Raw genomic sequence first — 21,667 nt, forward strand, 5'->3', positions numbered from 1 at the left:
TAAAAATGGAAAATCACGATGTTTGTCCTTTTTGTGGAGGCAAACCAATTAAAAAAAACCCTTATTCTGATCGAGTAAAAAAAGCAGGTATTGGTGCAGGTGCACTAGAAGTATCAGGTAGTGGAAATGTGGAAATGGATCCAAATCCTGAAAAAGAAGAATATTTTCTTTGTAATGGTTGCAATCAAAAGTATGTTTGGGCAGATATTGACATTAACTTAATTCTTAAACATTTGAAAGGTGAAGAAAACATTCCAAAATTGATCAAATATTATTATCCTGATAATGTGTCGTTAACTGATTTGTTGACAAAACATAGAACTGGCATAGTAAGAAGACACAGTGATAAAGTCTCTTGGCTTTCAAATATGATTATAAAACGTCAACTTTACATTTGTTTTAACTATGACGGCAAAAGAACTTTCGGCACCTTTATCAGAAAGGAGAAAGAAAAATACTACTATACGATGAAAACCATGGGGGTTCCAAAATTATGACAGATACTAATCATGACAATACTTTGACATTGCAAGAAATTGATGAACAAATTCGAAAAGAGAAAATTGATTTTAAATATACTTTGAGCGACGCAATTCTCTTTTTATTATATTCAGATCGAAAACCAATCAAAGGTAAAATCAAACAGCAAAAAGAAGTATTCTTAGCATTAAATTTGGTATTAGATAAAATTCCCATTCAACCAGTGTATTTTAAAAAACATAGATTTGGACCTTATAGTGAGGAAGTAGAACATACTATAGATCAATTAGTATTCTCAAATCATCTCAAAGTTAGTGGTGGAGACAAACGATCGAATCAATTCTCAATTAGTATTTCACCAAATGGGATGAATTACATAAAAGATAAGTTCAATGAGTTGCCTAATGATATACAAGAAAAATTGGAAACAAGTAGAGAAGAATGGGATACCCATACCCCAGAAGGAATTCTAAATGTAGTTTACACCCATTATCCAGATTATTTGGAAAACTCCGTATTGAAAAATAGATATCAGCAACTTGATTGGGATGATGATAAACAGGTGCCAACAAAATGATAATTGAAGATGTCAAACTAATTGATCGTATAGACGTGCCAAAATCTGCACCATTTCATCATAGTCGAGTTTTTCGCATAATTACAGATAATGGTGTAATATACACACCGCATAAAACAACAAATCGATTAGAGTATAATGCAAGATCTGGGGTACCGTTATTGAAAACATTACCTAGCGAAATAACATCTGATTTCAAATTACTGGATTCCAAAAATATTGATGGTTTTTTAAACGATGGTAAAAAAGCAACACATCTGATAAACATAGTAAAACAGTTTAACGATATTACACGTCGTTCTGTTCTAAGAATATCAATATTCCAACCAACAAGTGATGTTTTAAGAGGTTGGACTAAAACTGAAAAAATAAAATTTGCTGAAATTCAGGCTGAATTTTTACAAAGTAGAGTGGGCTCAAATCTAATCACATATCCATTTTTAGATTTGGGAATTTCTGACTATATTGAATTTATTGATAATCATCATATACGAGATGAAAATCAATCAACAATTTTCACTTTTGACATGGGGATGGATCCAACCAATCTGAAAAAAATACTTGATTATATGCAATCTAAAGATGAACCTATGATTATTGCATTAATTCACAGACCATGGGCAAACACAATCCCTCAACATATTATTCTCAATAGTTATTTCAATAATGAAAAAATAGTGTTTTTTGGTTGTCAGATAGAAAGGAAAGATAGAGATTCTGACACCAGTAATCCTCATGCAGTTGCTATAGGAGCCAATTTCGATATTGTTGCATTAAAACAATCACATGGATTTTCTACCAATAAAGATTTGATACTTAACAAAATTAACTTTTTTTCTCCACATTCGTTATTGATTGACAATGTAGAAAATACTCTTAATGATCCAAGTCGGGATATAATACGGGAATTTCAAATCCCAGTAGACAATTATTTGGATTTAATTCATCTACACAGAATAATCAAAGGTTACAAAGGTGCAGAAGTACATCCAAAGAAATATCAAATCTTATTCTATCTTGCACGTGCACATGAAGCAATGACGAGTACACCGATATTTACTCGAATTGTAGAACGTATAGTACAGAAAAACATCATACAACACATTAATGATACCCATCTAAGATTTGTTCCCATGATTAGAGGATTCTAATCATTTTTCTTTTCTAAGATATTCACTTAAAATTACTCGTATCGTTTCGGGCATGTTTTCAATCTCTGTTAATTTTATGTTGTTTTTATCAAATATTTTTTGTAATGCATCTGAATCAAGCATACTTTGCATAGGACATTTCTATTTAAAACTTTGATTAATCTTCTGACTATAGTTATTGTCCTAAAATGATGAACATCATAACTATACCGTAGATTGCGATTGATTCAACCATGCCTACGAAGATGAACACTTTGGATTGCAAGGCTGGGTTCTCACTAATGACTGCAAGACCTGCTGCACCTACCTGGCCAAGACCTATTCCTGCTCCACCCGCTGCAATACCAAATGCCAAGCCAGCACCGAGAAGTTTCATAGATTCGCCATTAGATGCACCGCCTTCTTGAGCAAATGCAACTCCAGTTGAACCTAGAATCGAAATTACTGATGCTGCCAAAAACAGCATGACGATAGTTTTCATCTTATTCAAAGATTTTTTTACTATATTTAACTTAACACTGGAAAATCATGATGTGTATCTTCTGAAAAAATAATCTTTTTTAATATTGCAAGCACTATAACTTCTTAGAGTAATTGTGGATGATAGCGAAATTTGTACAAAACTGATCCAGATAGTCAAAGAAAGCAGTTCCAACCCTAAAGGCATCACAAAAACCGAACTTGGAAGAATTTTCATTCAAAGGTGGGGAACCTCCTACAACATGATTTGGGATCATATCCTTGATTTGATTGATTCGGGAGAGATTGAGTCTAGAAAGATAAGCAAGCAGCGATACGGTTTGTTTTTGATTCAATGATCAGGCATATCTCAATGCAAGAAAATTATGACTGACATATTTTCCCCTGAAAAAAGATCTTGGATCATGTCAAGAATCAGAGGTACCAACACAAGGATTGACCTTCAGATGAACGAGATTCTCAAAGGATTAGGGTTTCCTTTTGAAATGTATCCGAAGATGTATGGCAATCCTGACTTTGTTCTTGAGGAAGAAAGAATCGTTATCTTTTGTGACGGCGACTTTTGGCACGGCTATAATTACAACAACAAGAAAAAACCACGACAAAAATTCTGGAAGGATAAAATCAAGAGAAACATGAAACGCGATGCCAAAATAACAAGAAAACTGAGAAAGGATGGTTGGTCAGTCCTGAGGTTCTGGGAGCACGACATCAAAAAGAGAACAGGTGTATGCATTGACAGAATTATTGGAAAAGTATTGGAAAAATGAAATAATAAAAAAATGGAGTTTTGCACTGGTTTTTTCAGCAGTTGTTATTTTCTAGGAGAGATTGTTTCCTCTACCGCCGCCAGATGGTTCTCCTGTTTTGCCTGATCCATTAGATGGCCCTTTACATTGAGTTTGTTTCATTCACTTCCCCTTCACTTCAATAATTTCGGAAAGAACTTCGTTTTCCATGGTAGAAAATTCACAAATTTGCTTTTGAATAAATCGTACACTAGTACTATTTTGGATTTGCATCAGAATTATCCTTTTTCCTTAAATAAAAAATCATCCCATTCCTAGCATGTGGGAAATGCAATTACATCATTTACTGATATTTTTGAATACGAAAAACAGTCATTTGAACAACGAATGCAACAAGGACTATTGATTGATAGAGGCACATTGAATCTTTTTCATATTCTTCCAAGAATTGATTTTGAGAACTATGTAGATAAGACAACATGTATTCAGACATATCTTAAAAACCACTATATTTTCTTAAAACTGATGTTGCATTATTGCTGAAAAATTGAATTCTAAAAAGTATCCAAAAGTAACTCATCAACAGAATTGTATTTTTTCTTGAATGACTTGCTTATTTCCTCAACCTTCTCGTCAATCAGATTGAGAATTGATTTTCCTTTTATAACATTGGACTCAACGTTAACTACAAAATCAAGTAATTTTAGGTAATAGTCTTTCTCCCCACTCAACTGTTCATACAATCTCTTTCCTACAAATGTGTGTTTGTCGGGATCTAGATTTTGCTTCTTTAATGTATCTGTAATCACGGGCCATGCCTTTTTGCCGTAACCCATTGCAATGAAAGGATGTGCCTTGTTGTCTTTTTTCATAACATCCTTTGCACGGCGTGAAAATTCCACTGTCTGATCCTTGTTCATATCCCTTGGCCCGCTTTTTACAGAGACATAGTAGTTTGCATCATTTGATTTTTTAACGACATCCCACCATTCCCCTTTTTCACCGTCAACTACTAATTTTACAAGGTTTTCCATCTTCATGCCGAAACTTGTTACAAGACTTCGTCCTATCCTTTGATAAACATAAAACCTGGCAAGCGAATCAAAATCCTTGAATCCTAATGCTTTTGCAAGAATTGGGTTGATTGCACTTTCTTCAATCATTCGTTCAGAGGATAATTTCCCAATTATCACTGAAGCATTCTTTACAAAATTTGCAAGAAGTTCCTGAATTTGAGCCTCTTTTGACATGTTTTATGTGATGAAAAATCTGTAAAATCCAAGGAATTAGTTAAAGATGACAAACCGCTTTCTTTTCGTTAATCCTGGGAGCATCATTTCAAGATTAAAGTTTGAAATCTATGTGATATGTTCATGAATTGTTTCTGCAATAATCATTGCAAGTTTCACTGGGACAGCTTCTCCAATCATCCTGTATCTATCTGCAAGTGAACCTTGAAATTTCCAATTTGTTGGAAATCCTTGGATGATAGCATATTCCTTTACGCTTAATGGCCTATCGTATTCAGGATGAGCCATACAAGTGCCTGTTTGTGTTGGTGATGTAACAAGTGTTGGAGCCGGTTTATCCCAACTTAATCTTCTGTAAAATCCACGCCGTCCTCCTTGTTTTCCTTTTCGTTTAGGATCTTCAGTATCTGCAGCTCCTCCCATTGCTTCTATTTGCAATTTCTTCGGTAAATCTATCCAACAACCTCCTGTCTTTTTTGGAATGTGCTTGAGAAATTTCATTGTATTTGCTGAAAATTTAACGTATTCTTCAGGGGTTTCGCCTTCAAATTTATTTTTAAGAGTTTTCAATGTTCTCCATTCTTTTTTGTCTAGTTTTTCAGCTTTTTTCTTATACTCATCTGCTTTTCTTTGATAGTTTTCAGCTTTTTCTGGTTTATTGTTTTCTAAAGCTTTGTTGGCTATTTCTTGATACTTGACTGCTTTTATTTGCAGATCTTTTCTAGTAGATATTTTTTTTGGATCTGCATATTTGGCTTTTGATTTAATCCTATCCATCACTTCTTCTGCATTTCCGACATCTTTTCTGATTCCAATCATTACAAATCGTTTCCTGTTTTGTGGAATTCCAAAATCTGCAGCGTTCAATATGTCGTGTTTAATGGTATATCCAATTCCCTCTTTTGGTTTTTTTAATTCATTGAATTTATTTTCGATATATCTAAACAAGGAACCTTTTCTTTGTGAACGTCTTAGTTCAGAATCATTCATTTCGATTCTGTCGTAAAATGACATTGGATCTATTGCCATAGAAATTATTCCATGGACATTTTCAAATACAAATGCCTTTGGTCTTATCTCATTAATTTTCTTAATATACTCCATCACCGCCATTCCTCTTTCATCTTTGAGCCCCTTTCTCGTGCCTGCAGTAGAGAAAGATTGGCATGGTGGGCCGCCTATGATTAAGTCTGGTTCTCCTTTTTCAAGTTCTATATTTTCCAAGATTTTTTTAGACGGAATGTCGAAAATATTTCCCTCATCAAGATGCAGTGTTTTTTTTCCTATTTCCTCTTTCTTTACATTTCTAATTGTCTCACAAGCAAATTTTGTAATGTCATTTGCGTAAACTGTTTGAAATCCCCCAAGTTCAAATCCTCTATCCATTCCCATTCCACAAGTAAATAATGAAATTACAGTGGGATTGCCATATTTTTTATTTTTACTTTTGTTTACTAACATATTATTCAAAAATTCCATATTGTTTAAAAAATGATTCTTTGATCCAACATTTACTGAATGTCAGTGATGAGTTTATACAATACAAGTTCATCATGTTTTTGTCCTCCTTAGCCAATCCCCTATGGTGCCCGATTTCTCAATATCTTCTTGTGAGCTATTGGTTTTATTTGGAAAGCTACTCCCAAGGCTTGAATTACATTTGTTACATGTCAAATACAAATTATCAGGATGATGAAGAATAGTTTGATAATGTGGAAATGTTATTGCCCAGTCTTGAGGAATTATATGTCCAAAACCGATCTCTGAATCTGAAATCTCATCAAATTGTATGTGTCCACATTTACTTCCAGGACATTTTTTATCATTGTCCTTGAACCATTTTTTGATCTCTTTTCCTTTTTTTGATGAATGTATTTCCTCAAATGACCATTCTTCTGCTAGTCGTACATCAAGATCACTTCTGAATCTTATCTCTGCTAATGTATCTTGCATTGATTCAAAACGATGAATTGACTTGTATACTTCGGCTCTATTGACAATTTGTAGTTCTAAGGGGCTATTCAGAGATTTACCAAAATCCCTCAAGTTTTTTTCAGAATTTATAATCTGTGCAGGTGATATTATGAATATTGGAATTTTTGTTTTAACATCAATGGAATACCATAGCCAAATTACTGCCAGCATTGTAAATGGAATTTCAAGATTTTTGCTAAGAAACTCACACCATCTATAACGTAACATTCCAGGAACGGTACGTGGTGGTTGATATGTAAATCGTAAATCATCAAGTTCATCATCATAATTTCCTGCAGAATGTCTAACTCCCATAATAAGTCGTTTGTTTGGTCCTAACATTACTCCTTGTTGATCTCTTATTCCAAAAATATTTGAAATTTTATTTTGCGGAATAAGTTGTGCTCCTTCATTTGCTAATCTATCTGCTGCAAATTTGTTGAGATTATTTGTTCTAAGTTCCCATGCTGAATGAAATGCTTTTGGAGTGGATGAAAATGGAATTAATTTCTCAAGTTCATTAAAATGAAGTATTATGTCGTCTGAGATCTGTGATTTATCTGATGAAAATAGAATTTTGGATGCCTTCTTGAGGTTTTTATTATTTACAATGACTGGTTCACTTGCTTTTGGTGTGGCAACTGGATATTCTCCTTCTTTGATTTCTGTTTCTACTTTATTGCTAAATTCCTTAATGAGTGAATTAATTTTTCCCACAAAAAGATTCATTGATTTCACCTCTCAATTATGGAAGGGAGTATTCTGATTCCCCACTTGAATTGATTTCCCAATTAACTATTCTTAATTCGGATATTCTTCCCATAGTAGCTACCCTCCATCCAACAATCCTTTTTTTTGTTATACCGTCTGCAAGAGTTAGAATGTTGTTCAAAGCATAATCTGCAACTTTTTTTGGGTTTTTAGCCTTGAATTTTTTGAATGTTTTAAGAAATTCTTCATCTAACACGTCTGTAATCCTCTCTTTTCCATTATGCTTTTCTATGGTAATCAGTGCTGTATCGATGAATTGTTTTTCTAATTCTAGCACTGGAATAAGCTCATTTATAATAAATTCTGATTCCTCTTTTGTAAGAGCATTTTCTTTATAGTTCCCGCTAATAATTGGATTGTACATTAAAGCAAATTTCCTTCCTTTTTCTGTCATTGATACAAATTTTTCTCCATTTTCTTCAAAAACATAAATTAATCCTAATGCTCCTGGCGCTCCTTCTACAAACTCTTCTCCTGTTTCTCTATCTTTTCGTAGCTTTCCAATATATTGATCTTTGAATCTCTTTTGAGCTTGTGCAATTTTTTCTATATCTTCATCTTCTTGTCCTTTTTTTGGTAATCCTGTGGAAATTTTCTTATTTCTTGGAATGTTATTTTGTTTTTCTATTTCTGTGAGATGACTCGAAATTTCTTCAGCAATATCATAAGCTGCTGCCCTGAAATCTGTTAACTTTACTTTAGTTTGGTTTTTTTCATACAACATATTTGCTAATACTGCCATCACTATTTTTACTGGGAAGAATCTACTGTAGAATCTAAATAATAATGGATATCCATCGTACTCGTACACGTTATTTGGTTTTGAAATTTCTAATCGTGCTATGAATTTTAAAACATTGTCAATATTACTTTGTAATCTTACATGATCATGATCTGATATTGCAAGTGTCTTTTGTTTTTCTGATTCTTCTATTGCCTCTTCATGTTCGCCTTTTCCAAAGTGCCTTTCTCTTTCTTGATCTTTCATCATCTGTTTCATGAATTTTTCTTGAATGGGTGTAAAAGGCATCATTGATTGCATAATCTTCATGGTGTCCTCTGGGTGGTCACTCTCCCAGGTTAGCAAAATATTGACTGCAGTATCAATGAAAACATCAGAGTTTCTGTATCGTTCATTCTCTACTAATTCCCTTATTCTTGCTGCATGTTTATCCATTACTTCATAATGAATTTTCTTCTTCATGGGTCTTTATACTAGGTGTTTACTATAAAACACTATGTATAAAGGTAAAAATGACTTTTTATTATTAGCGATCAGATTATTTTATGAAATTAGGCATAAAATTATCATATTTGGATCTACTTTACATTTAGCATAACGAACTTATATCATACATAAAGATATGCTTATATAGATTACTGCCTATTGCCTAACATGGTTAATGGGTCAAACAAGCATAACTACACATTTGATACATGCGTAGGAATCAAGATTTGTGAAAATCCAAATGTCGGTAACTTACTATCTTGTAGAATAAACTTTGAAAAATCTACCATACATCTAAACTCACAAACTTTGATGGAAGTAAACCGATTTGGTTTTGCCGTAGATACTATAACCCAACAAATCAAAAAATCAATTGGAGCAACAATTGTTTTTGGCACTATTACTAATGAAATGATTAATGATGCATCTTACTTGCAAACTAAATGCCCAACTTTACACGATGGCGATGATCATATTTTAGCATATGCTAGAGCAACTAAAACTACCTTGGTAACCTGTGATAAAGGACTTGAAGAAGCTGCTATTTTGTGTGACACCAAAGTAATCAACCCTGATATTTTACCATGTGATAAAATTGGATTAAAAAAATCAAAAATACAAAGGATTGTGGCCCAAACAATCCGTAAACCTTCTAAGGCAAAACAAACGGTAAAATCATTCGTACTAAAGCCAAGTCAAAAAATTGTTTGGAGGTCATTTCAATGATGATGTTTGATGAGAAAACTGGCAAGCGTATTGTTAGTGTACATAAGACTCATCAGATTCATGATGATGTAGTAGTTGATTTAGGTTCTAGGTTTGATGGATTATCTGATAATGCTGTTAATGTTGTACGAGATATGGTAAAGAAGGATAAAATTGAAAAATTAGACAAATTACTCATTACTTTAAATGGTCTTTTAAACTGAAAGTCATGATCATCTTTAATTCATACTCTCATAATTCATTATACTATAGTAATGATTAGAACTCATCTTGTTAAAGCACTTTATGAAAATCTTCTTGGACCAAAATTCGGTTATAATGAAATCATCGAGGAACCTTATCTGAAATATGAATTGGGGGTTCTAAATTCATCATATTTGCCTGAAAATAACTCTGTATCCCCCGATCAAAAACTGATAGATGATGCACTTATTTCCGATATTAATGAAATTTCTGAAGAAAACATTGACGCGTATTCTAACAATGAAAACACCCAGGGCTTGGATCATCTTAGACGGGATGTTGACACTGAATTAAATCTGATAAAAGGAGCGTCTTCTCTTGGGATTTCTTTTGTTTTGGAGACTAAAAATAATGTTGAAACTCAAAATGCTGAAAAAATTATTCCAAAATTTAAAATCTGTTTAACTTGGGCACGATACACTAAAAATTTGGAATTTGGAACAACGCCTAGAATCTTTGATAGACGTCCTAACTTTTTTGCAACTAATTGGATAAATCCTGACATTCAATTCCCTCCTCTTGAATTAACATCAGGTGTTAACGGCAGCATAATTACACATAGAGGAGTATTTCTACATGTTATTTCTACTAAAATTAAAGATTCTGATAAATGGGTTATTAGGATATTTTTAGTAAATGAATCCCAGTATGATGTTACAAAACGTCAAAAAGAAATTGATAGAATCTTTCAACCCCAAATCAGAGTAATTGTAAATGATGCTGGTGACATTGGAGATTTAGATTCTATTAATTCCAAAGATCTTGATGAACAAGATAAATCCGATGCATTATTGTATCACAATCTTAGAACTAAAGCCAAGGGATATCTTTGTGCTGCCGTATGGAAGGATGTTGATCCTGAATATTTTGAAGGCGACATTAAAAAAATAACTTGGAAGGACTCTCAAATTGTTCCTCAGGAAATAAAGGATGAATTTTTTGGAAAGACACATGTACGAACAGAGTACCTTCCTCTTTATTCTATTTTAAATCCCGAAACCGAATCAGAACATAAATTTAATGCAGAATTACTTTCAAATGTTTGGAATAAAAAAGATCTTGAAGACCAACTTCGAAGTATAGAACAAGATTATGGGAAGTGGATTGATCTTCGACATGAAGAACTAACTAATGATGCATCTTTGGGCAAAATTAGTGAGTCTATTAAAGAAACTGGAATTAAACATCTCAAAGTTTGTACTAAATCTAAAGAAAAAATTTCCAAAGGAATTGATTTTTTAATTAATGATGAAAAAGCAAGAGCTGCTTTTTGTTTTATGAATGCTGTGATGAATGATAAACGAATCTATGATACCCGAAACGAACGAAATCCTAAAGGGGATAAACTTAACTGGAGAGAATTTCAAATGGCGTTTATTTTACAAAGTCTAACTGGGGTTACTGGGGAATCTCCTGAAGAACGAGATGAAGCAGACGTACTTTGGTTTCCTACGGGAGGCGGTAAAACTGAGGCATATCTCGGGATTGTTATTTTTGCTATTGCATTTAGACGCCTATCCTTTGATTCCAATCAAAGCAATGGTGTAACTCTAAGTAATGATGGTGGAGTCAGTGTTATTTCCAGATATACTCTAAGGCTGCTTACTGTCCAGCAATTTCATAGAGCATTAGGAGCCATAGTTGTATCTGATATTAGACGTGTAACAAACTGGCTGCCTCAGGATGCACTCACAGGGTCTGAAAGAATATCGGATCCTATTTTATTAAAAAAATTAGATGATGGAATTTTTTGGGGAAATCAAAGATTCTCTATTGGTCTGTGGATAGGAAATAAAATCACGCCAAAAACATTTTCATGTGGATACAAACGATCTACAAACAAGGTTCTGCTTAATTGTGAGGGTGCACTATTGCCACAATGGCATGAAAAACGTAAAAGATCTGAATCTGCAGGAGATCCTGATCAAGTACAGAATTGTCCTGTATGTAAAAATATTTTATGTGTCCCAAAAGACCAAAAAATCAATCAAAAGTTTACAAAAATTACTTGGATAGTTCGATTATCAAAAACTAAAGACATTCTAGAAAAATTGCCTCAAGAATTATTTGAAGATAATTCAATTATTCTTGATACGAAACCACTCTTTGAAATTGTTTCACATCCATCTGACAATGAATACTATTACAGATTAACTATGGATATTAAACCTAAAAAAAACACTCAATCACTTGATAGGAGTTTAATTGATAGATGGTGGATAGGTTGTGTAAAAAACCAATTAGTTACAGCTGATGAGGATGACCCACTTCAATCTACTGCTCCATCCATGCCTGGTTACTTTTTTCTTAAGTATGGTGAAAAACGATATGATTTTGCAATGTTTTGTACAAATAAAGATTGTGAACTAAATCAAGTTGAATGGTTTGAAAAACTTGAAAATAAATTCAATGCGTCAATACCTCCAGCTTTTCAAATTAAAAATTCTAGATATCTCTCAACATCCGTGCCAATTTCTGCTTTTTTGTATGATGATATAGTTTACTCCAAATGTCCTAGCTTTTTAATTACAACAGTTGATAAATTTGCAAACCTCCCTTTTGAACCTAAATGCTCATCCATTTTTGGAAATGTGAATGTTGTCCATCCTGTTTTTGGATACGGGCGAAGAAGCACCATTGAATCCCCCCTTTTGAAAAATGGCGTTAGATCTCAAATCCCTCCACAAGAACTTCAAGATGTTCCTGGATTTAATCCACCTTCGTTGATTTTACAAGATGAATTGCATCTTATCGAAGGCCCGTTGGGAAGTATGATGGGAATTTATGAAATGGCAGTAGATGTACTTTCTAACAATGGATTAAAACCAAAATATATTGCATCTAGTGCGACTATCAAAGAAGCTGAAAGTCAGGTTGGAACCATCTTTAGAAAAAAGGTTTCAATTTTTCCCAGTCCTGGAATTGATTCTTTTGATAACTATTTCTCTAAAATTGAAGAAGACCCATCATGTATTGATGAAAAACCTGGAAGACTTTATCTTGGTATGCTAAGTGGAAAAACTGCCGTATATCTTCCAATTCAATCACAGTCAATTATAATGGCTGAAATTTTTAAGATGAGAAAACATCCTGAATTCTATGATTTAACTGCTAAAGAAAGGGCAGATATAATTAAAGAAACAGATCCCTATTGGACTTTTGTTTCTTATTTTACTGATTTGTCATTACTGTCAAAATTTACAAATTATTATTCAGAAAATATTGTGCCAAATGTCAAAAAATTCAGTTCTATTAAAATTCTGAACTCTTTAACACGAGTGAATAATCAATCTTTTCCTGAAGGATTAAGGCTTTTCCCTGTTGTTTCAGATAAAGAAATGTCTGTTGAAACTGTGAGTGTTTTTTGTACAAATTCTCCTGGCAGAATTAGAATTGCTCTTTATGAAGACGGATCTCCAATTGGTAAACCCATAGTTACATCTGACTACAAAGAATGTATTGTTGGTGAAAATAATTTCAATTTTGACAACAAGCTAAACTATGAAATAAAAAATAATCAAAAGATATGGATCTCAGTTATTAATGATAATTCGTCCACCGAATTTGAATCTGTAAATTCACAATTAGATTCATTTGAAATAACTCCTTTACATATTCCTGACGAGTTTCCAGATTCTTTTCAAAATCTTTCTAAACTGCAAAAAAATTCTATTAAAATCAGTCTCAATTCAACATCACGCTTTCTAAGTTATGAAAAAAATATTCAATTGTCTAGTGAAACTGATGCGCAAGACCTTGTAAAACATTTAGGTGAATTACAAGAATCTTCCAACATTGATTCACTTCAAACTTCTCCTGTATTTGGAACTGGTATTGATGTAACTAGACTTGGTATAATACAAATCATGAATCAGCCAAAAACAAATTCAGGATATATTCAATCTTCGGGACGTGTAGGCAGGACTAATTTTGGTCTTGTATTAACCTGGTTACGCGCAGGTCGTGCAAGAGATCTTAATCATTATGAAAACTTTATTGGATATCATAGAATGATACATAAATTTGTAGAACCCATCACCGCATCTCCATTTTCAGATGAAGCTATGGAGTTATGTCTTGGCCCGATAATTGTTGCAATTTTAAGAAATGCGCGTAATGTGAATGGAATTCCTGTTAGTAGCAAGTGGGTAACATCAGATGGGCCAGATCGTATGAGAGATCATAATAATGATGATGATGTCAAGGAAATTCGTAAAACACTAATCAAAATTTCACAATCTGATGAAATTGCGCCTTTTAGGAAAATGTATGAGGAACAATTTGCAACTCATTTTGATGAATCTAAAGCACGTTGGCATAGATTAGCAACAGAATTACACAATGAAGGAAAAGAATTTGTTTATCAGGAAAGAATCCCAAACTCTATTCCTGAAAAATGCGTAGTTCTCGGAACTCCTGGTCATAAAGTTATTGATCTGCCTCATGCCTTTGAAAATGCTTCCAATTCACTTAGGCAAACAGAGCCTGCTGCAACCTTTTTTGGTGGGCTAGATATAACTACCGAGATCCGTCCTTCACAATTCATTACACGTTATGGACCTGGCACTTTACTGTCTGGAAAATATCATACTTTTGTAGTCCCTTCTATTCAAAGCCTGGTTGGAAATTTGAATGGCAAAGGTAATTTTGCTGATGATAATTTACAAGGTATTTCAGGATTGTACAAGTATGAAGTCAATGATTCTAGGATGAGACGAATGTTACTTAGGACTAACACGGATATTAATTGGCGAAAATTGAAACTTTTTTCTTTACCTACAAACACCTCCCTGATAATTCCAGCAACGGAAAAAGTTTATCGCTGTGATGCTTTTCCAAAGTGGGTGTATTGCACAAATAAGATTCATGACAATGTAAAGATTCTGGCTGAGCTTAACTTTGATGATGGGACATATGTAAAATGTCCTGAGTGTCAAAGATTATCAGTTGATAATAATGAAAAAAGTAAAAATTATGCTGCATCAACACTTGTAATTGCTTGTTCTGAAGGCCATCTGGATGACGTAAATTGGCCTTTTGAGGTTCATCGTGAGAATGGAACTCAATGTAATGGAAAAGTATTTTCAGTTATCTCTTCTGGTGATAATGACAATGCCGTAATTCGATGCATGGGTTATTGGAATGGTGGCACATTTGTTCAGAGTACTTGTAATTCATCTGTGGACAATTTAGCACTTAAGGGAAGATCTGGTACCGGGCAAATCGCTTGTACTGCAAAAATTGCAGAAACCAATCGTGAAGATCGACACGGTTGTACAAGGAATGGAAACATGTCTAAAGCAAAATTGACCAACAAAACACAGATGAGTATTAGAATGCCTCTTGTTGCAACCTCGATGGAAATTAAGCCACAAAAATCACAATTGTTCAACACTTTACAACCGCTTGCAGGAGCAATCACCCAATTTGTAAAAACCTATCTGAAATACGAACATCCGGAAAAACAAACTGTTACTCAAGAAGATTTTGTGAGAATTTTGCGAGATGAACAAAAGGATCATAAAGAAATTACTTCAGAATTGATTCGAAAAACAGAAAATGTGCGAGAAGATGTATTTACAGATGTTGTCCATCAAATCATACAGTTTAGCGCAAAACCAGAAACCCCTCTTGAATTATTATCCGAAAAAAAATCTTTTGAAGAGGAATTAAGCAGTTTAGAAACTCTAACACGTGAAAATGGGCCTAATGTATCGATCACTCCGGGAACCATTTCTACTAGAAAACGATTTCCAATCAAATTCACCACTACTTGGAATCTGTCCTTCGAATCTATGCCCTTTGAAGGTGTGAACGTAACTCAAGTACAAACAGGATACAGTAGGGAAATATCTCCTCCTAGACCTCCTGGAATTAATGACGATAGAAATTCCGACATAAGAATTGGGAAAATAATTTCAGATACTGAAATTTACAAGGATGAAAATGATTCACGATGGTATCTTGCAAATCAATTACGTGGAGAAGGAATTTTCATACATTTGAATCCGCAAGTGCACAAGGACGCGATGGATATTTTTGAAAAATCAAACGATGATTATGCTGTATGGAAAAAAATTCATCAAGAAACATTAGAAAAAAATAATATTGAAATTAAACGATTAAAAAATGAAGAACATAAAGAGCAAGACATAGATGCGCTAGAACGTCAGAATCTGCAAACAAATCCTCTTTTTGTTTGGTGGCATTCATTTGCACATGAATTTATTAATCAGCTTTCAATTGATTCTGGATTTTCAGGAGTTTCTCTAGGAGAGCGTATTTACTGTGTAAAAAAGCCTGATGACACATTTACTGCGGGAATATTCATTTATGCTTCAAGTCCTGGTACTGATGGGACTCTTGGGGGTCTAACAAGTTTAGTTGATGAGAGAATTCTTCCAGTTATTGTAAACAAAACCCTACGTAAAATAACCTCATGTTCAAATGATCCGATATGCTCTGCATCAAAAATTAACAATCACAAAAGAACCGGTGCAGCATGTCATATCTGCTTGATGAATTCCGAAACTTCTTGTGCCTATCTTAACAAATTTCTCGATCGAAATTTAGTTCGAGGCACTTTAAATGGATAATTACTCTATTGGAGATGTCCAAGCCATTGGCGCATCAGGTAAAGTATGGATGGGATTCCATGCTGTAGATATTGCTGATCTCCTGTTTGGCGAATTAGAAAAAGCTGATTCTTCCATACAAATTTCATCCTTTTCTACAGGACATGACAGTAGTGAGATGCGTCATTTTTTTAATTTACTTGAAAAAAAACTTGGTGACCCTACCATGAAAATTAATATGATTATTAATGATGATGGAAAAAACAATACTGTTACTTCATTTGCTAGAAAAAAAATTCAAGAATTGGAATGTGATAAACCAGAACAGTTTTTTCCACAATTTTTTAAGCAGACAAAAATTAATAATCTAAATAAAATTTTGCATGCAAAACTCATTGTAATTGATGGAACAACTGCATTAATTGGGTCTGCAAATATTTCAAAGGGTGCATTGGAGTCAAATTATGAAATAATGCTAAAAATAAAAGGAAATGTTGCTGTTGATCTTTCACGAATGCTTTCAAAACTATCTGAGGAAATTAGGAAAGAAAATGCATGAGTGAGAGAAAATACAATCCTGAAAATGCCGAATTTAACCAGAAACAAGACTTTGATTTTACTTTATTTGATAAATTACTCCCAAACTTTGATTTTCGTTACAAAAAAAATCTAATGACACGTATGATTGAAGATTGTACATCGATTCAAGCAAGAATTGAAAGATTATCGTTTAAGATATCTTCTAAAAATAGAGATGATTCAAACCTCCTGAGATTTTTTACGATAAGAAATGTACAAGGGGATGCAAGTTATTTTAAAATAAAATTTCCAATGCCAATCATTCATCACATCCATCCGGCATTCAAACATCTTCATAAAAAAATTGGCAATGCATACTATCCAGGAGTTGAAGAATTCATGCCGTGTTATTTATTAAATTTTAACCACGTATCTCTTTCCAAGATAGGGCTAAATTCTATTAATGACTCAACCATTGATTCCATTGGAAATGGTATCTATACTAAATTCAGTCATGAAAATAGTGGAAAATATGCCCAATTTTCATCCACAAATATTTTACGACTAGGTGGCAGTCACGAAAATATTCTTGAAGGAAAAGAAATCATCGATTGTTGCTTTGAATATGCTTATTGGAATTTACCTGCCCCACATAACACGACGTCACCCACAATTAATAATTTAATTTATCACTCAAGTAGTAAAATTTATGAAAATAATGTTTTGGAATTGAATAAAACTTTAATTAAAATTATAAAAATTAGAAGAAAATCTGAATCATTAACAATTTTGAAAACACAGAATATTAAATGCATGTATGCAGATGTTGTAATACTTGTAGATGACGGAAATAATATTTCTTCAGAAAAACGCACAGTACTCCTAATTGAGAGTCTTGCAAATTTATTTAAAGATGGTGAAATGTTCACTGGATTACTTTTAAGACAAAGTTTTTCTCAGCCATACTATTCAATAATTATTGGAAGCGTTGGTAAAAAAATAGAGTCAAATGACTTAACATATTTAATTAGTATTGTAATGCAAAAAAGACTTCAATTCTTGGAAGAGAATTCCAGTATCACATATGTGGATAAAATAAGTAGACTTTCTGTTGATGTTTCGGAAATTATTAAAAATAATTCTTCTGAAGATGGTATTTTCAATTCTTCCTTTAAATCAATTAGTGATTTTGAAAACAATATGGAAAAATCAATTGAAAAATTATTTCCAATATACATAAATTATGATGGGGCAATTCATCAATTATCCTCAACAATTATTTCTTTTCTTTTAATTTATGATCCAGAAATTTTACAAAATAAAAATGCACTAATTACAATTATAAAAATCCTTGATTTGATAAGTGTTAATTCAAAAGAATGGGGCGAATCTGCACAATCACAATTAAAAATATCAAATAATGCATCTGATCATCTTACTTCAACTACGATGAATCTTCTTATTGAAAATTTACCAATTTTAGTCAATATGATGATGTATTCAAGAATTTTTTCACAGAATTATTGAGATTTGAGCGGGGTGATATTTTTTGATTAAAGTCAACAAAGAAAACGACATTGCTTTCTTGACTGCATCGGTTACTGATTTTGCAGATTCGTTAGGATACTGTAACTACAAAATACCACTATACATTCAAGGAGTCAAGCCAAAACCTTCGGCATCCCTAATTCTAGGCACGAAAGCCCACCATGAAGAGGAAAAATATGAACAAGAACTTGCAGAGTTAGAGCCAGTATCATTTGAGCAAATCGAAGACAAGCAAAAAAACATCGAGTTTGCAAGAGAGAACATCTATTCTTCGCTGAGTATCCCATTTGAATTTCCTTCCGAGAATGTTTTGGTTTCACTATCTGGTAGAATTGACAAAATTCTGCGAATTGACGAAACACTGGTTATTCAAGATGACAAGTTTACAGGACGGCCCCAAACATACGATGCTAAAACGCAACCATACCCAAGTCAATTATTGCAAGTTTTAGCATATCTAAATTCCAATTACTCTGCAAAGAGAACCAGGAATCCTGAAGATTTTTTTGAAATGCCTCACACCCAAAAGAAATGGCAGATTAGAATCTGTGACAGCAAGACCAGAAAGCCATACAAAGTGTTCTCTGATTTTCAAGACTCTTTTTCTTTGCATTACTTGCATTCCTCATTGGAAAAATTTGCAGCGATATCTCTTGGAATTGCACCTCCGGAACACCACAACAACGTAAACAAGTGTAATGCGTGTAATTTAAAATCATTCTGCTCTTACAAGATTTAATTTGTCTTTGATTTGTTTCATTTTGTTATTACTATGTCTATTCCTTCTTCATCTTTATCATAAACGATCTTTTTTATAGATTTTATCTCATATACTAAATGATCATAATCTCTTTTGATCAATCCCAAGCCGTCATTTTCTCCCTCGGAGTCCATCTTTTCAGGAAGAACATCCAGAACTATCTTCAATAAATTATCAAGATCTTTTTTTATTCTGCCTTCTGGTTGTGGGTTTTGATCCTTACTTCCGTCGTATAGGAAAAACCGTACGTCTATAGATAACTCTTCATCATGACAAAATTTTCTGATTTCATCTAAATTTTTTGTTTGTTTTTTGATTTCTTCTCTGAGTTTTGTTTTTCTCTCAACTGCAAAACTTGATGCTGTAAGTGGCTCAAAATTTCGGATTCTGATGGTGTGGGATTTTTTCCTAAAAAACATAATTTAGTTTCAACTTTTTACTTGAAATCTACATATATAACAAAATCTCTATTTTTAGGCATGAAAACAAATCACTACTCTTTAACATATGAAAATATGATTATTTATCATGACCAGCCTTACTTTCTATGGAGGAGTAAATGAAATTGGCGGAAACAAAATTCTGCTCCAAGATAAAGACACCAAAGTATTCCTAGATTTCGGTAAAAGCTTCAGCCGTAGAGCGTCATATTTTGAGGAGTATCTCAATCCCAGAACATCAAACGGGATAGTTGATTTTCTAACAATGGGGCTAGTCCCAAACATCAAAGGTGCATACAGAGATGACTTGATGACAATGGCAGGAAGAAAACCAGAAGAGCCTGATATTGATGCGGTGTTGCTTACCCATGCACACGCAGATCATGCAGATTACATTTCATTTTTGCATGAGGATATACCAGTCCATATGGGGGCTGGATGTCATCTTATTCTCAAAGCATTGGCAGAACGGGCACAAAGAAATATTGAAAAAGAAATTCTTGATTACAAGCCAAGACCGTATAACGCAAAAGATGAACCGATTACAAGAAAAATCAATGAGTTCAGAACTGGAGATAAATTCAAGATTGGCTCATTAGAGGTAGAACCGATTCACGTGGATCATTCTGTTCCCAGTGCATATGGATTCATCATTTACACATCTGAAGGCCCTATTGCATATACTGGTGACATACGATTACACGGAACACATCCAGAGATGACTCAGGACTTTATTGAAAAAGCAAAGGAAGTCAAACCAATTGCATTGATTTCTGAAGGAACGAGAATTTCAGACAAAGAAACACAAGAATCAGAGAAAAAAGTATACGAGGAATCCAAAAAAACAGTTTCTGAAACCAGCAATCTGGTATTTGCAGATTTTAACTTCAAAGACGTAGACAGACTAATGACATTTTTCAATATCGCAAAAGAAACTGGAAGAAAGTTTGTAGTAAAAATGAACGATGCGTTCTTTTTGAAGCATCTGTCTCAAGACAAGCACCTTAATGTGCCAAACATTGATGACGAGGACATTATCATCTATTTGCCAAAGAGAGGATCTGGCCAATATTCAGACAAAGATTACAAAGGGAAGGATCGAGAATTTCTGGACATGCACAACACGTGGACTGCCGAGCAGATTGCTCAGAGACCTGACAAGGTACTTTGCGCTATTGGGTTTTACAGCTTTACAGCACTGATTGACATGCAACTAAAGTCAGGTGCACGATACATCCATTCTTCTTCTGAGCCTTACAATGAGGAACAAAAGTTATCAAAAGAACGTCTAGACGCGTGGATCAATCATTTTGGCATGCATAAATTCCAGAGTCATTGCTCAGGACATGCAAGAGGACAAGACCTGCTTGATGCAGTTAAAGAAATTGGAGCAAAGATGCTTTATCCTGTTCATACCGAGCACCCAGATGCATACAAGAAAGTTGCAAAGAATATGACAATAGTTGAAGAGGGGAGACGATATGATCTTTGAGGTTCATAACAAACACACTTTATCCAAAGCCAACGAATCCCTCAATAAAAGAATTGACTAAACAATTTCCAATAAGATAACTAATGGGCAGATTTTAGGCATTACTTTTTCGAAAGTTTCTTCACTTAATCGTTAATTTTGAACATATTAGAAGATTAATGGATTTTTTAAAACAAATCATATCATCGTTTCTCTTAAAACAGAAAACAAAAAAGTCATTTTTAGAAGGAATTCAAACTTTACAATATTCTACTAGAGAAAATTATCAATCAGCACTAAACAAATTTGAAATATTCTGTAATCACCAATACAATCAAAGAACAAGTAATGAAATTATTTAAGAGATAAAGACATTTTCAATGGAGGAACGCAATGACTATTTTTTAAAGAACTAAGACAGGATTTGATACTTTGAAAATAATCTGAATGCATTAATCGTACATTTTATGATGTTTTAAAATATTTTCAAGACTAGTACGACAAAAAACCCAATCTTAGTTGGGTGGAAAATGAAATGCAGCCAACCTGCCAAGAGGGAGATCAAATAAAAGGCACCATTTAGTGCATGAAGGGATATTTTGAGCCTAAAGTATCGATTGTATAGATACTCATGTTTCCCAATACCATTTGATTGATCCATGAATCAAGTTGAAACTCTGATAGCTAACAGTCAGATTATTACTCTAGGAAAATATCATACAACA

The 21,667-nt window shown here is 33.5% G+C and carries 20 protein-coding genes; 13 read left to right on the forward strand and 7 right to left on the reverse strand.

Annotation, left to right across the window (positions count from 1 at the left end; all coding sequences use genetic code 11):
* Positions 1 to 5 precede the first annotated feature (5 nt).
* The 3 genes from K5783_RS00755 to K5783_RS00765 are packed head-to-tail and all read left to right on the forward strand — an operon-like array spanning position 6 to position 2,208.
* Positions 6 to 497: a hypothetical protein gene (locus K5783_RS00755; protein ID WP_297471673.1), complete on the forward strand. Its 492-nt coding sequence runs from the start codon at positions 6 to 8 to the stop codon at positions 495 to 497.
* On the forward strand, positions 494 to 1,057 hold the full coding sequence (locus K5783_RS00760; protein WP_297471674.1) for a hypothetical protein: 564 nt from the start codon (positions 494 to 496) through the stop codon (positions 1,055 to 1,057). Before K5783_RS00755 ends, K5783_RS00760 begins: the two co-directional genes overlap by 4 nt.
* Positions 1,054 to 2,208: a hypothetical protein gene (locus tag K5783_RS00765; protein WP_297471675.1), complete on the forward strand. Its 1,155-nt coding sequence runs from the start codon at positions 1,054 to 1,056 to the stop codon at positions 2,206 to 2,208. Before K5783_RS00760 ends, K5783_RS00765 begins: the two co-directional genes overlap by 4 nt.
* Here the strand turns inward: K5783_RS00765 and K5783_RS00770 are convergent, their stop codons facing one another.
* Both K5783_RS00770 and K5783_RS00775 read right to left on the reverse strand, forming a co-directional pair.
* Positions 2,209 to 2,340 carry a hypothetical protein gene (locus tag K5783_RS00770; RefSeq protein WP_297471676.1) on the reverse strand — a complete coding sequence of 44 codons (132 nt, stop codon included), beginning with the start codon at positions 2,338 to 2,340 and terminating at the stop codon, positions 2,209 to 2,211.
* A gap of 43 nt (positions 2,341 to 2,383) precedes the next feature.
* The gene (locus K5783_RS00775; RefSeq protein ID WP_366939161.1) at positions 2,384 to 2,674 is read right to left on the reverse strand and encodes an ATP synthase subunit C; all 291 of its coding nucleotides are present in this window, start codon (positions 2,672 to 2,674) and stop codon (positions 2,384 to 2,386) included.
* A gap of 130 nt (positions 2,675 to 2,804) precedes the next feature.
* Here K5783_RS00775 and K5783_RS00780 point away from each other — a divergent pair, with 130 nt between their 5' ends.
* The 3 genes from K5783_RS00780 to K5783_RS00790 all read left to right on the forward strand — a co-directional run bounded on the left by K5783_RS00780 (position 2,805) and on the right by K5783_RS00790 (position 3,980).
* The gene (locus tag K5783_RS00780) at positions 2,805 to 3,026 is read left to right on the forward strand and encodes a hypothetical protein (RefSeq protein WP_297471678.1); all 222 of its coding nucleotides are present in this window, start codon (positions 2,805 to 2,807) and stop codon (positions 3,024 to 3,026) included.
* Positions 3,027 to 3,053: 27 nt separating this feature from the next.
* A complete protein-coding gene (locus K5783_RS00785) occupies positions 3,054 to 3,458 on the forward strand; it encodes a very short patch repair endonuclease (RefSeq protein WP_297471679.1) in 405 nt (134 codons plus the stop codon).
* A gap of 300 nt (positions 3,459 to 3,758) precedes the next feature.
* The gene (locus tag K5783_RS00790; RefSeq protein WP_297471680.1) at positions 3,759 to 3,980 is read left to right on the forward strand and encodes a hypothetical protein; all 222 of its coding nucleotides are present in this window, start codon (positions 3,759 to 3,761) and stop codon (positions 3,978 to 3,980) included.
* 11 nt (positions 3,981 to 3,991) lie between these two features.
* Here the strand turns inward: K5783_RS00790 and K5783_RS00795 are convergent, their stop codons facing one another.
* The 4 genes from K5783_RS00795 to K5783_RS00810 all read right to left on the reverse strand — a co-directional run bounded on the left by K5783_RS00795 (position 3,992) and on the right by K5783_RS00810 (position 8,636).
* On the reverse strand, positions 3,992 to 4,687 hold the full coding sequence (locus K5783_RS00795) for a PmeII family type II restriction endonuclease (RefSeq protein ID WP_297471681.1): 696 nt from the start codon (positions 4,685 to 4,687) through the stop codon (positions 3,992 to 3,994).
* Between the two features lie 108 nt (positions 4,688 to 4,795).
* Positions 4,796 to 6,148: a DNA cytosine methyltransferase gene (locus K5783_RS00800; protein WP_297471682.1), complete on the reverse strand. Its 1,353-nt coding sequence runs from the start codon at positions 6,146 to 6,148 to the stop codon at positions 4,796 to 4,798.
* 90 nt (positions 6,149 to 6,238) lie between these two features.
* A complete protein-coding gene (locus tag K5783_RS00805; protein ID WP_297471683.1) occupies positions 6,239 to 7,390 on the reverse strand; it encodes a hypothetical protein in 1,152 nt (383 codons plus the stop codon).
* Positions 7,391 to 7,406: 16 nt separating this feature from the next.
* Positions 7,407 to 8,636, reverse strand: a complete 1,230-nt coding sequence (locus K5783_RS00810; RefSeq protein WP_297471684.1) for a hypothetical protein — start codon at positions 8,634 to 8,636, stop codon at positions 7,407 to 7,409.
* A gap of 192 nt (positions 8,637 to 8,828) precedes the next feature.
* Here K5783_RS00810 and K5783_RS00815 point away from each other — a divergent pair, with 192 nt between their 5' ends.
* From K5783_RS00815 to K5783_RS00840, 6 genes are read left to right on the forward strand one after another with little or no spacing between them, the layout of a single operon-like run.
* Positions 8,829 to 9,386, forward strand: a complete 558-nt coding sequence (locus K5783_RS00815) for a hypothetical protein (RefSeq protein ID WP_297471685.1) — start codon at positions 8,829 to 8,831, stop codon at positions 9,384 to 9,386.
* Entirely contained in the window at positions 9,383 to 9,589 is a 207-nt protein-coding gene (locus tag K5783_RS00820) for a hypothetical protein (RefSeq protein WP_297471686.1), read from the forward strand. The genes K5783_RS00815 and K5783_RS00820 overlap by 4 nt, the downstream gene beginning before the upstream one ends.
* A gap of 51 nt (positions 9,590 to 9,640) precedes the next feature.
* On the forward strand, positions 9,641 to 16,225 hold the full coding sequence (gene drmB, locus K5783_RS00825; RefSeq protein ID WP_297471687.1) for a DrmB family protein: 6,585 nt from the start codon (positions 9,641 to 9,643) through the stop codon (positions 16,223 to 16,225).
* Complete coding sequence (locus tag K5783_RS00830) at positions 16,218 to 16,763, forward strand: phospholipase D family protein (RefSeq protein ID WP_297471688.1); 546 nt, start codon at positions 16,218 to 16,220, stop codon at positions 16,761 to 16,763. The genes drmB and K5783_RS00830 overlap by 8 nt, the downstream gene beginning before the upstream one ends.
* Positions 16,760 to 18,250 (forward strand): hypothetical protein, encoded by a 1,491-nt coding sequence (locus K5783_RS00835; RefSeq protein WP_297471689.1) that lies wholly within the window; start codon positions 16,760 to 16,762, stop codon positions 18,248 to 18,250. The genes K5783_RS00830 and K5783_RS00835 overlap by 4 nt, the downstream gene beginning before the upstream one ends.
* A 22-nt stretch (positions 18,251 to 18,272) precedes the next feature.
* Entirely contained in the window at positions 18,273 to 19,010 is a 738-nt protein-coding gene (locus K5783_RS00840; RefSeq protein WP_297471690.1) for a PD-(D/E)XK nuclease family protein, read from the forward strand.
* 17 nt (positions 19,011 to 19,027) lie between these two features.
* Here K5783_RS00840 and K5783_RS00845 read toward each other — a convergent pair whose 3' ends face one another.
* On the reverse strand, positions 19,028 to 19,450 hold the full coding sequence (locus K5783_RS00845) for a RusA family crossover junction endodeoxyribonuclease (RefSeq protein ID WP_297471691.1): 423 nt from the start codon (positions 19,448 to 19,450) through the stop codon (positions 19,028 to 19,030).
* A gap of 109 nt (positions 19,451 to 19,559) precedes the next feature.
* On the opposite strand from K5783_RS00845, the gene K5783_RS00850 reads away from it, so the two are divergent.
* A complete protein-coding gene (locus K5783_RS00850) occupies positions 19,560 to 20,963 on the forward strand; it encodes an MBL fold metallo-hydrolase (protein WP_297471692.1) in 1,404 nt (467 codons plus the stop codon).
* Positions 20,964 to 21,667 lie beyond the last annotated feature (704 nt).

This window comes from Nitrosopumilus sp. (assembly GCF_025699125.1).
In the GTDB taxonomy this organism is placed as follows: Archaea; Thermoproteota; Nitrososphaeria; order Nitrososphaerales; family Nitrosopumilaceae; genus Nitrosopumilus.